Origin of the sequence: Idiomarina sp. (assembly GCF_048260185.1) — a bacterium.
In the GTDB taxonomy this organism is placed as follows: domain Bacteria; phylum Pseudomonadota; class Gammaproteobacteria; order Enterobacterales; family Alteromonadaceae; genus Idiomarina.
Window position 1 is genome coordinate 32,140 of record NZ_JBLXHB010000006.1, and the last position, 16,404, is coordinate 48,543.

The window sequence follows — 16,404 nt, forward strand, 5'->3', positions numbered from 1 at the left end:
TGATGCGCCCAAGTAAAACGGACTGGCCTTTGTTGGCTATTGAGTTTGATCTTCTCGATCTTTCAGTAACGGAAGTAACACACCGGTTATGTTTGAAGCTTCAGCTCGTTCCCGATGATATTTTAAAACTAACAGTTGATACGATATTGTCCCCGGCCTCTCGTCTGTACTTCTTTTCTGTCATTGAGCCAAAACTAAAACAGGGTATTGACTGCGAGCAGGTGACGCTGTATTTAAAAAGTAAGCAAGAAACAGTGATGTGCCTTGTCAATGCCATGTGTCAGCCAGAAAACAAAGTTGCTTTAATAGTCATGTTGGCTGATAAGCACTTGTTGTTAGAGCGGCAGTTAATTAATGAACGGAATGAAGTTACTGAAATTAATGATGTTCTTAAACGTCGACAACTGGAACTTATTCAACAAAAGGAGCAAAAGGCACAGTTATTGGAGAAGATTGCCGGCATTAATGCCGAGATGCTACAAACTGAAAAGCTCGCCGCTTTAGGGCAAATGGCGGCGGGAATAGCGCATGAAATTAATAACCCTGTGGGTTATATTCGTTCAAATTTAAATACCCTAAGCCAGTACACTCAGAAACTACTTCACTTAATACATAATAGCGGAATAACCGAGCAAAAAAGAGAAGAAGCCGACTTCGACTTTCTCGAGTCTGATATTTTGTCACTGCTGAATGAAACTCAGGAAGGGGTGCAGAGAATTACCCAAACCACGCATTCATTAACCCAGTTTACACGAAGTCCTGGGTTATCTGAATGGTGCGATATTCACCACCAAATTGATACCACGTTAAAAGTTATGCGAAATGAGTTACGCGATAAAGTGGACATACGCAAGCGCTGTAGTGAAATACCCGAGGTTTATTGTGACCCGGCACAGGTGAATCAGGTACTACTTAACGTCTTTCTTAATGCTGCTCAGTCTATAACACGTTTTGGCTTTATAGAGATAACAACGCAATTGGTTAAAGATAGAGTTCAACTAACAGTTGAAGATACCGGATGTGGAATGTCAGAGGAAGTTTTAGCAAGAGCTATCGAGCCTTTCTATACGACCAAACCTGAGGGGCAAGGTACCGGCCTGGGTTTATCTATAAGTTACAATATTATGCGCACATTAGGTGGAGCCCTGAGTATCAGCAGTGCTCCAGATAAAGGAACTCGTGTCATATTGAGTTTCCCGGTTGCGGTTAAACAGGAAGGAGCCAAAGGTGGCAACTAGCTGGTTGAGTATTGTTGCGCGAAGTTACTGGCACTCATTAACACTAGCGTGTTTTGTCTGGGGTGGACTCGGATTATTTGCGCTGACTCTGGGGTTGGTCAGTATTGGTTTCAGAATGCCTCTTCAGGACAGCTTATTAGCTCTTTTTGTGGGAAGCGTAGGGTATGGTCTGTCCAGGTGGAGTTCTGTTCGACAGATGTTGAGTCGGCATGCTGCTTACGTGTGGCTGGCAGCCTTTGTTTTTATCGCTATTGGCGCCTGGGAATTATTGTTCGCGTTTCAGCATAATCTTTATATATTCCGCGGAGTATTGTTTGTACTTCTCGGTATTGGCGTATATTTCTTGTCCTTTTATACCGATAAAGCCCGCCTTTTCAGCGAAGGAAGCAACTGGTTGTGGATAATGCTGTTGCTTTATTTTTCGGCCGGCATTTGGTGGCTTTATGCGCTGAATCAGCCGTTAAATGAAAAGAATGACTTACAAAATTCAGTACCCGCCGTTATTTTGGTGGGACATTTTGCTCTTTTAACCATGTTGTCGGTTTGCTTTGAGCTTGTTCTGCAATTCTATCAAATTGAGCGTGAGCGTAATGAGGCGCTGGAGAAGTTAAACTGTTCGCAACGATATTTTCAGTCATTATTTGACCACAACCCAAGTGCCGCTTTTTCGCTGGATTTATCCGGGCGTTTTACTGACTTAAACGCAGCGGGAGAAGACTATTTACAAGTAAAAAAAGCCGACGCAATTGGAATGCATTATGAATATATACTTGCGCCGTCCGAAGTCACAAAAGTGAGTTCCATTTTTCAACAGGCTCTCCAGGGCGAACCGGTTCACTATGAAACTAATATTGTACGAAAATCGGGTGAGAAGATCGCGCTAAGTGTCAGTAACATTCCAATGTTAGAGGGAGAGCGTGTCGTTGGTGTATTCGGTATTGCTCAGGACATTACGCACATCAAACAAACTTATACTGAATTAAAACAGGTAAATAGCGAGTTACGGAATTTCGCCGCGGTGGCTTCGCATGATTTACAAGAGCCACTGCGTAAAATTGTTCGCTTTGGAGAGCTTCTTCAGGAAACTGAGCTCCAAGGCCAGGAGAAAGATTATCTTGAGCGGATGATTTCAGCATCACGCCGGATGCAGCAGCTTATTCAAGAAATTCTTGAATTGGCCCGGCTTGGAAAAGATTCAGTGGAGGTTCATACCGTTAGTTTATTCTCGATTGTCCAGACGGTGCTTAATGAACATGAAGCGAATCTAACATCAGCGGGAGCTGAATTAGAGGTTAATCTTAAGCATGAAATTGTCGCTGATCCTAAATTGATTAAACGGATGTTCGAAAATTTAGTAACAAATTCAATAAAATATAGGCGAAAAGATAAACAGCTGAAAATTTATATTCATTCCAGAAGAGAATTGGACGATAGCATAACCGTATGCTTTTCTGACAACGGTATTGGTATCGATCCGGCACACCATCAGTCGGTATTCAAACCTTTTAAACGGCTACATTCGCGCAGCGACATTCCGGGGACAGGAATGGGGCTGGCAATTGTAAAAAAAATAATTGATTTGCATCGTGGTGATGTTGTATTAAGCAGCCAGTTTGGCGATGGAACAACGGCTAAGCTCACTTTGCCGAGTCGAAATAATCAGGAAATACTATGAATTTATCCGTTACTGAGGCACTGAGTATTCTGCTCATAGAAGATGATGCAGATGACTATGTGTTAGCTCGAGACTTATTAGTTAAAAGCGCACCTGAATATCAGTTGAGCTGGGCTAAGTCTAAAGAGGAAGCGTTGGAAAGGCTGAGAAGCCAAGATTACGATATTATCTTGTGCGACTTCCATCTGGGAGCTGATGATGGTGAAGATGTCATCAGAATGCTAAGGGAAAAACACATAGAAACTCCGGTGATTTTTTTGACCGGTCAGGGAACTGATGAGCTAAGTAACAAAGCCATTCAGTTGGGAGCGGAAGACTATTTGGAAAAGTCTGAAGTAACTCCTTTGGCTTTGAAGAAAAGTATTTACTATACCCTCGAGCGTCGAAGGTATCAGATTGACTTACTGGATAGTCAACTTTCTTTTGAGTACTTACTGGAAGACAGTCCGCAGTCAATTATTCTGGTGGATAGTAAGCACTCTATTATTTATGCAAACCCATCTGCTGAGAGATTATTGCTACAAACGAATACCGAACTGAAAGGACGAAAATTACCTATCGAGTATGATGATAGCCGCTCCTTTAGTCGCGATGCGACTTTGCACCTGTCTAATGGAAAGAAAAAGCGAATTCGGCATTACAGCATACAAACTCAATGGCAGGGTGAGCCGGTACGGCTCGTTCATTTTGATGATATTACGAATCAGATCGAACTTGAGCAGAAAGTCCTATTTTTTGCCAATCACGATAGCTTGACCTGTTTGCCAAACAGAGTGTTACTGACAGACAGATTGCAACAAAGCCTAATGTTATGTAAGAGAAATGATGTTCAGTTAGGTGTCGTTTTCATCGGCGTTGATGGCTTTAAAGCTGTTAATGACACTATGGGTCATAAGGTCGGAGATCGTTTATTAGTGGCGGCAGCAGAACGTTTAAATTCTTGCTTACGCCCTGGAGACACATTAGCTCGTATGGAAGGAGATGAGTTTGTAGCTGTGCTTCCTGAGCTTAGTCATCAAAGCGACGCTGCACTAATTGCTGAACGTTTAATGGAGGCAATGCAAAAGCCTTTTCATGTGGAAGAGGGTGAGTTTCATTTGTCGGCAAGCGCCGGCATAACATTTGCCGAGGGTTATGACGATGACCCTTTAAAATTGGTGCAGCAGGCGGATATTGCAATGTACGAGGCAAAACGTATGGGGCATGGTAACTATCAGTGGTTTAATCAGCAACTTAATCAGGAATTGTCTAAAAAACTTCGTATTCGCAACTCTTTACAAAATGGTATAGATAATCAAGAGTTTACTCTGCACTACCAACCACAGTTTTATCTGAATAATAATGAAGTGACCGGCGTTGAAGCTTTAATTCGTTGGCACCACCCCGAACTGGGCGTTATTCCGCCTAACGAGTTCATCGAAGTCGCCGAGAACACCGGACAGATTGTTCCTTTAAGTCGTTGGATCTTAATGCGAGCGTGTCGGGATTTTCTAGTGCTTTCAGCCGAGCGCGACAGCCTAACTTCAGTATCTGTCAATATTTCAACTATTCATATATTACGGTCTGAATTTGTCACTACAATACGAGAGGTAATTGAAGAAACCGGAATTAACCCCGCGCAACTGGTTCTCGAAATTACCGAATCAGTATTTATGCGGCATCCTGAGCTGGCCATAAGTAAACTACATGAGCTTCGTAATATTGGAGTTAAGGTTGCGTTAGATGACTTTGGCACAGGCTACTCTAGTTTAAGTTATCTTAAAAACTTACCGGTAAACTTATTGAAAATTGATCGTAGTTTTGTACGAGATTTAGTCTCTAACCGTCATGATTCAGCCATTATAGAAGGTATTATTTCTATGGCTCATCATTTGGAGTTAGAAGTGCTTGCTGAGGGAGTAGAAACTACAGCTCAGCAAGAATACTTACGGCGATGTCACTGCGATGCAATTCAGGGCTTTTTACTCGCAAAGCCAATGTCAAAAGGAAAGCTCATTGAGTTTCTACGTGATTACAAAAGTCGCGATGTTAATGTCGCAGCAGAAGAATCAACGGGTCAGTCTGTTCTCATAGTAGACGATGAAGAGAACATTCTGAAGTCTTTAAAACGCCTATTGAGACGCGATGGTTATAAGATTTATACCGCAACGAGTGGTGATGAGGGGTTCAGTGTATTGGCGCATAACCCGGTGGACGTAATTATTTCGGACCAACGTATGCGTAACATGCAAGGACTGGAGTTTTTATCTAACGTGCGTTCTATGTATCCAAATGCGGCACGAATTGTATTGACCGCTTATCGTAACGAAGCAAATTTGACTCAGGCAATTAATGAAAGCGAAGTGTACCGATTTTTAGATAAGCCCTGGGATGATGAAGTGCTTAGACAAACAGTAAGAAATAGCTTGCGTCAGCGACTGGACTCGAATTGGCGACCGCTTATTTAGGCAGTGAAAGCTCTTTGTAGTGACATCTATGTTATAGAAAAGTTAAAAGAGCTTGTTTATTTGTAAAGATTTGTATATTGTTTGCGCGCTCAGCTTGTAGCAAGTTCTCAATATGTTTTACAGGCTAAGAAAATTAAAAGGCAAACTGCGCCGAAAGGGCAGGACGCAAAGCCGCTGGTCTAACAACTTTTCAATGAAAAGTGGATGATGGCAGTAGCTGCATTACAAGGGCAGAATCTAGACCTGACCGCAGGCGTGCTAAACAACAATGCTGGTGTTATTACGTCGACAGGCAATAGTAATGCCGAAATTAATGCAGCCAGGCTAAGTAACAGCGGTGGGGTGATCCAGTCAACCAATGACAATTTCACCATAACCACCCGCAGTGGTGAGCTGAATAACAGCAACGGGAAAATCAGCCATAATGGTAACAACCTCACACTGAACAGTGGCTCGCATATAAACCAGCAGTCGGGCGTTGTGCAAAGCACGGGGCAGTTGGCGGTGAACGCTGAGGGTAACCTTAATAATACGGGCGGCGTATTAACCGGCAGCCAGTATCAGTTAAACAGCAGTGGTACTCTTCAAAATAATAGTGGCCGTATTGTCGGCTCCGGCAGTGGTGCCAGCAGTATTAAAAGTGGGGCTTTGCTTAACCGCAGCGGTTACATAGCAGCTAACGGTAATAACCTGACACTGGATACGGCGGCGCTGGATAACAATGCGGGCAGTATTTTGCTGGCTGGAACCGGTAACCTGGATATTACTGCGACCTCAGTCTCTAGTGACGCTAGCAGTTCCCGTATTATCAGTAACGGTGCTATTAACCTTAATGGTGGCACCGAACTGAAAAATGCCGGACAAATATCGTCAGCCAAACAGCTGAGCTTGAATGCGAAAACTATTGGCAATAGTGGCACTCTGGCAAGTCGTGCCGGGAAAGTGGACATTGACAGCACCGGCACCCTGACCAACAGCGGTACGGTGTCAGGCGCTACAGCGGTTGATCTGGATGTGCGTACGTTGAATAACCGTAATGGCAAGGTGCAGTCTGACGGCTCGGTTGCCATTAATGTAAACAGCCTGAATGTCGGCCAAATTCAGGCCCGCAATATTACGCTGGACAGTAATAACAGCATAGCCCTGCAAAGCAATGAGTCCATCAGTGCCGGTGGCAATATTGACCTGGATACGAATGCCAACATCAACAACAGTGGCACCATTGTCGCTAGCGGTACGCTTACAGCCGACGCTAAAGAGCTGTCGAATAAAGCCAGCGGGCTTATACGCTCTGGTGGCAATGCCATATTGGATGCCAATAAGCTAACCAATAATGGCACGGTGAGCAGTAACGCAGTATTAAGGCTGGACATAGCCAATACGAGCAACACAGGTACCCTTGCCGCAGGAACGCAATTAGATATAAACGGGAACATCAACAACAGTAACCTGCTGTTCGCCAGCAACCTGCTCACTATTGACGGCAATGTCAGTAATACCGGTAACATCTATTCCAATCGTGACGCGTCTATTGCCGGTTCTACGGTAACCAATACTGGTGGCTCTATTGCGGCTGCGCGTGATATGAGTATCAGCGGGAAAATTGTTAATACTTATACGGGCGACTTTTCTTACACCAGCGGTAAATCTGAAACAGATACAGACACTATTTCACGTTCCGGTACCAGCTATAGTGGAAAAGTGCAAACTTGGACAGAAAAAAAAGAAAAGAAAGTAAGCACGATCTACCAGGCAAACTTAAAAGGGAAAGCGGGGGTAATAGTCGCGGGAAGAAATCTAGGACTAAGCGGCGATATAACTAATGATTTTTCCACGATATCAGCTGTCGGTAACTTAACGCTATCAGGCAGCAACGTGAAGAATAATTCAGCAAAAAGCAGGAAGGTCACAGAGGTTACAGTTATACGTGAAACTTGGAAGAGTATCTGTATGCAGGAGAACCGGAATGGGTCTTCGTTTGGGTGCGCGGAACCAGGGGAAAAGAAAAAAGTCGAGGAAACCGTAGAAAACACCTACGACGAAACCACCTATATCGAAGGCGAAAACTACGGCACCATTGCCGCCGGTAACATCAGCGGTAACTTGTCCGGCTCGATAGAATTAAACGATGTTACCCCTTCAGATGTTAATGGAAGCAATGTAAATACCAAGGCTAGCGGCTCTCGCGGTAGTGCGTCGCGGGGTAGTAGTGCCAGCAATAATAACGACACAAAAGTCGTCGTTCTCCGCACAAACGGCAAAAGCGAGAATATCACCGAAGCTGAGCGTCTGGCGGACGCCGGTAACGCCACAATGCCTGCAGACAATGCGGAGCTTATAAAGACCTCCTCCCCCAATAAGTTAGGAGCGAACAGCTCAGGCTTTGGCGTGCAGGGCGTGGGCTTTATGACACCGGATATGGCCGACAGTCTGCGCATGTCGCAAGGCGTTGCAACGGAAGCTTCGGGCGTACAACAAGGTGTGGGTACAGTTGATAATGACAATATTACTAACGACTACAACCCCGATTTAATTATTAAAGGCCTGGTGGATGACCAGAAGGGTACCCTTAGTCAGCAGAAAGAGAGCCTTCAGCAACAGGAAAACATCCAGCAGCAGAAAAACGCTCAGCAGCAAGTCGCCGGGCAGCGCGCCGGTCAAAATGTGTTTATGACCGACGAGCAAATGCGCGTACTAACCGAGGACTTAGGCTTTGACGCCGACGCCATTAACCAGGGACAGGAAGGCCTTTACAGCGCCATTAGCCAAAACGACTTACTGGAAGACGGTGTCACTCTAAGTGCGACCGGCATCATAGACATTACCGCCGACGCGGGTCTGGACATTGACAGCGGCATTGCCGCGGGTGAAGGCTTGATCCTGCGTAGTGAAGGCGGCCTGAACATGGGCGACTACGGTCATTTTGACAGCGACAACTTACTGGGTCTGCAACTGGGTGGCGACTTTACCAACGACATGTCACTGGAAAGCGACACTCTGTGGTTAGACATTGGCGGTGACTTCACCAACCAGGGCGATTTAACCGGTAACGATGTGTTAAGCATCAATGCCGGTGACGACCTTATCAACCAGAACCTGTTAAGCGGCGGCAACGTTGTGCTGAATGCGGGCGGCGATATTGTGAACCGCACCGAGTTTACTCAGTATACGAACGAGCGAAGCAACGGTAATAGCCGCACCTATACCAGAGTGGGTGACAGCCCTGAAATTATCTCCGGCGAGAGTCTGAGTATGAATGCCGGCAATAACCTGGACTTACAGGGCAGCCAACTGGGCGCCGCGGGCGATATCAGCCTGCACGCCGGTAACGACGTATTACTGAACGCGGTAGAAAAAGTGAACGGTCACGAGAAGTACTTTAAAGGCGGCTACGATATCGAGCTGGATCGCACCTACGACGTGGTCAGCCTGGAAGCCGGCGGTAACTTAAGTGTGGTAGCGGGCAATAACCTGGAATCTGAGGGGGCTCAGTTTGTTGGAGGCGGTAACGTTGAGCTTGCCGCGGGTAACGAAATGAATCTTCTGGGTGTGGTGGAGTATCACGAAGACCGTGATAAGCGCACAAAGAAGAGCATGTTTAAGAAAAAAGTGTATATCGATGAGACCTACAGTGCAGAGCACCATGGTTCAGTGGTTGCTGCCGGAGGCAATGTCAGTCTGAATGCACAACAAACAGCCGACGGCCTGCAGTTGTTTAATTCGGGCGACGTGTTACTGGAAGGTACTTATCTTCAGGCCGGCGGTGACGTAATGGCCTACAGCGGAGGCCAGCTGGATATGGTCTCCGGCGAAGAATGGCAGGCTGAAAAACATATCAAGAAAAAAAGCATGTTCGGCGGCTTGTTTGGCTCGACTAAAATCAGCGAAACCGATGTACAGTATCTTGGTCATGCGGAGTTAAATGCGGGCGGGGATATCGCCTTATTAGCAGAAAACGACATTAACGTACTAGCCGGACGTATGAATGCCGAGAATATCACTGCGCAGGCAGGCTTTGGCAATGAAGATGCGCAAACGGCAGACATTAATATTCTGGGTGACACTGAAACCAGTTCATTGTATCAGGAAACCCGACGTAATGGCCTTGCCTTGGGCTTTAGCGACAATTTCTTATCGGTAGCGAAAGAAACCGCAAACGAGAACCGCATTACCCAGACCGATTATATCGGTAGTGCGTTCACCGCAAGAGACAATATGGCGTTGTCAGCGAGCCGTGACGTTAATGTGGTGGGCTCAGAGCTGTATGCCGGTAATAACTTACAGGTAGATGCCGGACGCGATATTAATGTAATGACCGGTCAGGGCAGTGGTAGCAGTTATAGCCGCGAAACTGAAACCAAAACCGGTATTGCGATAAGTGCTGACAGCGATACTCTGAGTGTATTTGCCGGTGACGATACGCAAAAAGACGCCTTAACCAGTGACAGTGTTACCCAAACAGGCAGCACCTTAACTGCGGGTAATAACGTACAACTGAATGCGGGCAATGATCTGCTGATATCAGGCAGCGACATTGTGGCCGGGCAAGATGCGAATCTGAGCGCAGTCAATGATATCAACATAGTGACCGCACAAGAGTTGTTTAACCAGACAACTGAGCATAGCAGTATCCGTGACGGTTTAACGGTCAGTGCGAACTACAATGTTGGTAAAACGGTAGACGCTATCAGTAACCTGGGTCAGGGAGATGATGCGGTCAGTGTTGCCAGCTCGGTGATGCAGGCGGCTGATACCTTAAATAACGCAGGCCCCAGTATAGGCGGGCATTTAGGTCAGACCACAGAAACCACGACCGACAACGTGCAGCAGAGCCAGGCCAAAACCAGCAGTTTAACGGCCGGACGAGATGTCACAATAAGTGCCGGTGGTGATGCGTTGCTTGAAGGGGTCAGTGCGAACGCAGGGCGTGACATTGGTATTAATGCCGAGAATGTCAGCGTTGTTGCGGCGCAAAACAGCAGTGACAGTCAGCATAATACAGAGTACCTGCAGGTTGGGTTAAACCTTAATGCAAGCACGAGTAATGTAAGCTTAACGGCTGGTTTCAGCCAGTCTGATAGTGAGTTAGACAACCAGAATACCAGTGTGGTCGGCAGTAGCCTGAATGCCGGTGGTAATGTCGATGTCAACGCCCGTAACGACTTAGCTGTTGTCGGCAGTGATATTGATGGCGATGATAATGTTGTACTAACCGCCGGTAACAATATTGTTATTGAAGCCGCGGAAAGCCAGTACAGCAGCGACAGCGAGGACAGCCATTTAAGCGCCGGAGCAGGTATTAACTTTGGCTCTGACGGCATCGGCTTTACGGCCAATATGGCCATGGGAGAAGGTGAATTAGACCGCGAGGGCACCACTTACAGCAACAGCCACATTACGGCCGGAAATAACCTGAGCGTCACCAGCGGCAACGACACCGTGATTGAAGGCGGCAACCTGGCCGGTACGGACGTGGCGATGGATGTTGGTGGTGACTTAAAGGTCGCCTCGGTGCAGGACACCGGACAGGTGAAAGGCGACCGCTGGGACGTCAGCGCCAATATCACCGTTGGCATGGGAGTGAGTGGCGGCGCCAGTGCCGGCTACGGCGAAACCGACGGCTCCAGCGCCTGGGTGAATGAGCAAAGCAGCATTACCGGCAGCGGCTCGGTGGATATACGCACCGAAGGCCACACGCAGATAGACGGCGCGGTTATTGCGAATATCGATGAAGAAGGCAACGACGGCGGTAACTTAAGTCTTAACACCGGCACGCTCGCCTACAGCGATATTGAAGACCACGACCAGGAAAAAAGCACCTACCTGAACGTTGGCTTCACCATGGGTGATGACAACAGCACCAACCAGACGGAAAGCGGCACCAACTATACTGCCAGCGGCCATTACAACAACCACGACAAGGAGCAAATCAACCGCGCCACCGTGGGTGAGGGCACCATAACGGTCAGAGACAGCACTGAGCAGGACCTCAGCGACTTAAACCGCGATACCGACCTTGCACAGGAAACCACCAAAGACGACAGCCAAAGCACCAACCTGTACGCCAGCACCACGGCCACAGACAGCCTGACAAACCTAGCTGAAAACCCAGGGCAGCAGCTTAACCAGTGGAAGGACAATGTTGCCAGTGTGTTTAGTACCGATGCGTGGGGACAAGTGGGAGAGAATACCACCGATGCGCTGGAAGATACCTACAATGCCGGCTCGGCGGTTGCTACCAACAAAGACCTGGGCGTGGGTAACTTCTGGGTCTCGCTGGACAGTACCCACAAAATGACGCAGCTGAAAAATGACCTGACGCGCACCGCCGAAGGTCAGGCGTTACTGGCACGACTGACCAGTGACGACCCGGACCAGCGTTTAGCGGCCGAAGCCGAGCTGGGCCATATGGCGCAGGAAAAGTTCGGTATTGACCCGAGCGACATTCACTTCTATCAGGGCAGTGAAACCACCAGCGAGTCTTTGGCCGATACCGTGCTGTCCGGTGTTAATAAGGGCGCGACGGTAACCGAAGAAGGCCATAGCGAATACGGCAATATTCTGGTGAATGTCGACAACGCCACCGACGGCAAGGACATGACCAACACCGTTGGCCATGAAGTGTATGAAACCGTAACCCTGCAAACTGGTGGCGAAAACGACGCTTCACAGGAAGCCATCGCCAATCTGGTCGGCGGTCAGCTGGCCAACCGCATTGACCAGGCCACGGGCGGTGAGCTCGCCAATGTGGGTACTGATGACTTAGCGGGCAGCAATACGGTACGGCAGGGCACACAACACGCCAATGCCGTGGGCAATGCGCAGGTGGATTATCGTCAGCTGCAGTCAAAGGAAATGCAGGCCATTAAGAAAATGGCTCCGCTGATGGCAAAGAAAGAGGGGATAACCGAAGAAGCCGCAGAAAAACGCATGGCCGAAGAGCTGCTCAGCCATCTGGATGCCAGCTGGAGCAGTACTTTTGAAGCACAAGGCCGTGAGGGCGATGAGACCGCGCTGGATTATCTGGCGGCAGCGTTGGTGGAGCAGGGTAGTGCCTATGCGGAATATTCCGACAGTGATGTGCCTGAATCCCCCGATGCCAGCCCAAAAACCTACACGAAAGAAGCGGTGAAGCAGAGCCTTATTGCTTATAAGGACGAGCGCGCCTCCGAGTACAATGACCGCACCCGGGAGGGTGAGGGCTTAACCAATCAGTACTCAGAGCAATGGCAGTTCTACGATAAGAATCTAGCGGCCGATAAGTCTCTGTCCGATTATGGGGATACCGCCTTAGGTGCCTTTGCCGGCTTCATGGATACCGGCGGTGGTATGGTGCAGGGAGTGGTTGATATATTTTCAGATCCGGCTGGCACTGCGCAAAACATGTCGCTGGGAATGCAGCAGATGCTGAATGAACCTGAAGGCACAGTCTCCAGCATTTTCGAGCAGCGGGAAGAAGGCCAGATAAACGCTGCGCTGGATAACCTGCAGGGCGATTATTTCAGCGGTGCCCGTACCGGAATGAGTACGGACTTAGGCTTTGCTCTGGATATGGGGCTGTTGCCAGTTGGTCGGGTTGGTGGAATAGGTAAACTTTCTCCTGATAAAAAATTAACTCCGAATAATGGGGAGATTGATGTTTCGTTTGATCAAACAGGGGAAGGTGACTTTTATGCTGGAACTAATATTTATGGCGTAACGGGAGACTTTTACAAGCAGATTGATAATAAGGTTGACTTTGAAACAACAAGTGGCATGGAGTTGGTTGCTAACCCTGATGCGACTACTACGATTCTAGGAAACTACGGATCTGATATGCGACATATTATTGATGACTTGAGTTATCCTTCAACAATGAATTTTGAAGCTAAAGATGGCTCGTTTAATATTTTGACCGCTCCTCCCGACTATTATCAAACTCCAGAGCAATTTTGGAAAGAAGTTAATCAACCATTTTTGGACAAAGCGATAAGTCGCGGGGATGATATCGTGCTTGCTACAGATCCTACTCCGAGTGTGTTAAATCGTGAGCTTGAAGATGGAACCGTTGAAAGGACAGGTTTTGGTCGAGAGTATTATTACTTAATCGAAAGTGGTTATGAATATGATCCAGTTACTAAAAAAATGGTTAAGAAAGAGGGTTAGAAATGATTCCAGCTTACCAAGAGCATTTAAAGTTACTGTTAAAACGCTTACCTAAATTGGGGTTTCAGTTGACGAAAGACAATGATTACACTGCCGAATTTTTGGGAAACGATGGTTGGAAAATCATATTTGAAGGAGAGAGATATAATCATTCTCTCTATGGTTTGTGGTTAGTTCATACCGATTCTGAAGGTCACACTCATGAGTATGTCTTGTGGTTGTTATCCAGAGCTTTTCAAAAAATCGGGTATGAAGGTTATTCCGATGCAACGCTTGATGGGCGATTAGATTGGCTAGAGGAAAACACGGATAAAATATTTACTAGCGATAGGATTTACTGGCAGGCTTACAACGAATTAAACAAGGTTAAAAATTGAACTGCTGACTGGTTTAATGGAGACTGTAAAAGATTTTGTGTAAATGGTTGATTGCACGGTTAAATCCGATCTTGGTGAGGGTGTTCAATATTCTGTGTCAGCTTAGTTTTCATTGGTCCATATGATCATCTATCCGGCTTTCGAAGCGGATGGTCGGTTGCGACAGGGTCAGGTTCCAGTTTGGCACCGGATGCGACCATCGCTCAGACGCCTTTAACATATTCGCGCAGAGCACCTTGAGCAAGCTGTTATCGATAGTATTATTTGACTCTATCGTTAGTAGAGCAGGGTAGTGCCTATGCGGAGTATTCCGACAGTGATGTGCCTGAATCCCCCGATGCCGCCCCCAAAAGCTACACGAAAGAAGAGGTGAAGCAGAGCCTTATTGCTTATTCAATTAGTGCAAGGAGGGAAATATCGACCCGGGCAAACCGTTCTGGCGGCGCAAGGGGCTTTGTTTGGGGCTGCAGGAGCCGGCGATGGTACCTACTTTGGTGATTTGGTTTCAAAGCAATTAAAAGATATGCCTTCCTATGTTGTCATTCCTTATTTCCAAACGCCTGCAACAATTACAGTAACGTTACCATCCGCGGGTGTCGTTGGTAATAATGTGGATACAGTGATTCAGAACGTTCCTGCATTTGTTCCATCGCCCGAGATAGAATCTATAATCGACGAGAATAAAGAGGAGGCAGGTAATGGCGAGTAATAAATATACCTGGAAGGCGTTTTGGATAAGGCAAATAAAAATGTGTTTTCCATTGATATTTCTTGTCTATTTCTTTTGGTACGGAGTTGATATTGGTCGAGTAATACATGAATACTTGGGCTGGACATTTGAAGGGTATGGCCCTCCACAGCAACGCTGGTATAGAGTTATTGCCAGTGGTTTCATTCTGCTGGGATTATTTGGAACCTTTATTGATGCCATCAATACATGGCACTACTTAAAGAATCCTCACGAAATTCCTGAAAACGATGCTGATGATGAAAGCAAGTGATCTTATTTGGCCCGATAAATGGATTCCTTTTAGGGTTCGGGTTTCAGTGGTTATTGTTGCCTGGATTTTATGGTTCATTGTGTCTTACTTGAAGTACTTTGTTTTTCGTGTGGATGGAGTGCTTCAATTGATTTCTATTTATCCAATAATAATTATTTGGACTTATCTTTTTGATAAGACGATTCCTATGGCTCCTGGGAGTGCGTATTTCGAAGCAGATGATCCCGGGGTTCAGGCGGTTCGTTGTTTAGCTTTTGGAACTGCTGTTGTTGCTTTTTTCGGCATGCTTTTTATTGGTGATTGGTAATTGAGGTGAGAAGCTTGGGTTGGAAGCTATCGCACTTTTTCCCACCCGATAATCTTCATTATACCGAGGTAAGTAATAACCGAAAAGGGCCTTAAGAAGAAGGGCGTGTAGTTATGATGATACAAATCAGTGGAGATTACGGTTGTCCTAGAGCTGATGGTCAATTTTGGCCTTTACAGAAGAGGTTCAATGATTGTTTTGGAAAGCATATAAACGGTGTTTACTTCAGCTCCTTGGCGATGTTTTCAATAGTATTTCGGGTGTCCGGAAAAGTTCATGATTTTGGTTCGAAAGAGCCCGAACGCATGAAATATATCAAGAAGGATTCTGAGATTACCATTGATTTGGTTTTCGCTGAGGAGAATTGGCGTGATGTGGATAAAGACACTCTGAAACATGACATTGCGGAGAAGGTACAAGAGTGCCTTCGATTGATGCTTGATAAGGCTAAATCACTAGATGAAATAAACGATGCAAATGGTTTCAATAGTGATGTCAAGAGGGCTGTTTCAGAGTTTTTAGGTAATTAAATGTTACAGTTAAAGCAGATAGTGTCTGATGGTGCATTTAGAGGGAGATCACTAATGACGGCTCAGCTAAGATTGGTCACCAGCACCACGATGTTGGCAAGGCTATTAAGGGTGGTTTATGATTTTTAAACAAAAGGATTTCTTACATAGTGATAGCTTTGCTGACTTTGATTTTTCAGCTATCACTTTTCATCTGTGTGATAACCAAGAAAAAGGCTTCAAATGGATTATTAAGTCGGCTTTTTTAGAGGCTTTAAAAAAGTATCGATGTTACTGCTTTTTCTTAATTGGCCATGTTAACACCAGTAGAATAGAGAAACGTAAAAATGAAATAAGGCTGGCAAATATCGTTAACGGCGCTGAGGTTGGGTACTTAAAAATGGATGACGGAGTTTTTGCGTGTTTTGAAGTTGATTTATCTAATTTCGAGACAGTCTATGGAGACATGTATAAATTTATTTTTAGTCAACAGACTGATTTTATATCTTCAGTTTCTTACGACTTAGAGTCATCTTCTTACGATGCTTTTGTTCGTCTTTTTCTGAGCTTAAGTCACCCAAATAATCTTTGTAGTGGCAAACTAAATTTGGCCACCTAATTAGAGGTGCTATCATGCACCAAGAGACAATTAGGTGACAAGATGACGAAGAGACCAAAACGTAATTTCAGTCCTCAATTTCGACT

General features: G+C 46.2%; 10 protein-coding genes and 1 riboswitch. All 10 genes read left to right on the plus strand.

The window, feature by feature from the left end; all coding sequences use genetic code 11:
- Positions 1 to 2 precede the first annotated feature (2 nt).
- The 10 genes from ACN0RF_RS12635 to ACN0RF_RS12680 all read left to right on the plus strand — a co-directional run bounded on the left by ACN0RF_RS12635 (position 3) and on the right by ACN0RF_RS12680 (position 16,318).
- Complete coding sequence (locus tag ACN0RF_RS12635) at positions 3 to 1,238, plus strand: sensor histidine kinase (RefSeq protein ID WP_417439306.1); 1,236 nt, start codon at positions 3 to 5, stop codon at positions 1,236 to 1,238.
- Positions 1,228 to 2,913 carry a sensor histidine kinase gene (locus ACN0RF_RS12640; RefSeq protein WP_417439307.1) on the plus strand — a complete coding sequence of 562 codons (1,686 nt, stop codon included), beginning with the start codon at positions 1,228 to 1,230 and terminating at the stop codon, positions 2,911 to 2,913. The genes ACN0RF_RS12635 and ACN0RF_RS12640 overlap by 11 nt, the downstream gene beginning before the upstream one ends.
- On the plus strand, positions 2,910 to 5,360 hold the full coding sequence (locus tag ACN0RF_RS12645) for an EAL domain-containing protein (protein ID WP_417439308.1): 2,451 nt from the start codon (positions 2,910 to 2,912) through the stop codon (positions 5,358 to 5,360). The genes ACN0RF_RS12640 and ACN0RF_RS12645 overlap by 4 nt, the downstream gene beginning before the upstream one ends.
- A gap of 129 nt (positions 5,361 to 5,489) precedes the next feature.
- Positions 5,490 to 5,585: riboswitch (cyclic di-GMP riboswitch) on the plus strand.
- Positions 5,565 to 13,505, plus strand: a complete 7,941-nt coding sequence (locus ACN0RF_RS12650) for a hemagglutinin repeat-containing protein (protein ID WP_417439309.1) — start codon at positions 5,565 to 5,567, stop codon at positions 13,503 to 13,505. Its footprint overlaps the riboswitch before it by 21 nt.
- A 2-nt stretch (positions 13,506 to 13,507) precedes the next feature.
- Positions 13,508 to 13,882, plus strand: a complete 375-nt coding sequence (locus ACN0RF_RS12655; protein ID WP_417439310.1) for a hypothetical protein — start codon at positions 13,508 to 13,510, stop codon at positions 13,880 to 13,882.
- Positions 13,883 to 14,267: 385 nt separating this feature from the next.
- Complete coding sequence (locus ACN0RF_RS12660) at positions 14,268 to 14,591, plus strand: hypothetical protein (RefSeq protein ID WP_417439311.1); 324 nt, start codon at positions 14,268 to 14,270, stop codon at positions 14,589 to 14,591.
- Positions 14,581 to 14,883: a hypothetical protein gene (locus tag ACN0RF_RS12665; RefSeq protein ID WP_417439312.1), complete on the plus strand. Its 303-nt coding sequence runs from the start codon at positions 14,581 to 14,583 to the stop codon at positions 14,881 to 14,883. The genes ACN0RF_RS12660 and ACN0RF_RS12665 overlap by 11 nt, the downstream gene beginning before the upstream one ends.
- Complete coding sequence (locus tag ACN0RF_RS12670; protein WP_417439313.1) at positions 14,867 to 15,190, plus strand: hypothetical protein; 324 nt, start codon at positions 14,867 to 14,869, stop codon at positions 15,188 to 15,190. Before ACN0RF_RS12665 ends, ACN0RF_RS12670 begins: the two co-directional genes overlap by 17 nt.
- A gap of 113 nt (positions 15,191 to 15,303) precedes the next feature.
- The gene (locus ACN0RF_RS12675; RefSeq protein WP_417439314.1) at positions 15,304 to 15,720 is read left to right on the plus strand and encodes a hypothetical protein; all 417 of its coding nucleotides are present in this window, start codon (positions 15,304 to 15,306) and stop codon (positions 15,718 to 15,720) included.
- 118 nt (positions 15,721 to 15,838) lie between these two features.
- Positions 15,839 to 16,318 carry a hypothetical protein gene (locus ACN0RF_RS12680; RefSeq protein WP_417439315.1) on the plus strand — a complete coding sequence of 160 codons (480 nt, stop codon included), beginning with the start codon at positions 15,839 to 15,841 and terminating at the stop codon, positions 16,316 to 16,318.
- Positions 16,319 to 16,404: the final 86 nt, after the last annotated feature.

Excerpts from the sequence above, each read along its gene's own strand:
- ACN0RF_RS12670 (WP_417439313.1), top strand. The coding sequence starts at position 14,867 with ATGATGAAAGCAAGTGATCTTATTTGGCCCGATAAATGGATTCCTTTT.
- ACN0RF_RS12645 (WP_417439308.1), top strand. The coding sequence starts at position 2,910 with ATGAATTTATCCGTTACTGAGGCACTGAGTATTCTGCTCATAGAAGAT.
- ACN0RF_RS12650 (WP_417439309.1), top strand. The coding sequence starts at position 5,565 with ATGATGGCAGTAGCTGCATTACAAGGGCAGAATCTAGACCTGACCGCA.
- ACN0RF_RS12675 (WP_417439314.1), top strand. The coding sequence starts at position 15,304 with ATGATGATACAAATCAGTGGAGATTACGGTTGTCCTAGAGCTGATGGT.
- ACN0RF_RS12635 (WP_417439306.1), top strand. The coding sequence starts at position 3 with ATGCGCCCAAGTAAAACGGACTGGCCTTTGTTGGCTATTGAGTTTGAT.
- ACN0RF_RS12655 (WP_417439310.1), top strand. The coding sequence starts at position 13,508 with ATGATTCCAGCTTACCAAGAGCATTTAAAGTTACTGTTAAAACGCTTA.
- ACN0RF_RS12665 (WP_417439312.1), top strand. The coding sequence starts at position 14,581 with ATGGCGAGTAATAAATATACCTGGAAGGCGTTTTGGATAAGGCAAATA.
- ACN0RF_RS12680 (WP_417439315.1), top strand. The coding sequence starts at position 15,839 with ATGATTTTTAAACAAAAGGATTTCTTACATAGTGATAGCTTTGCTGAC.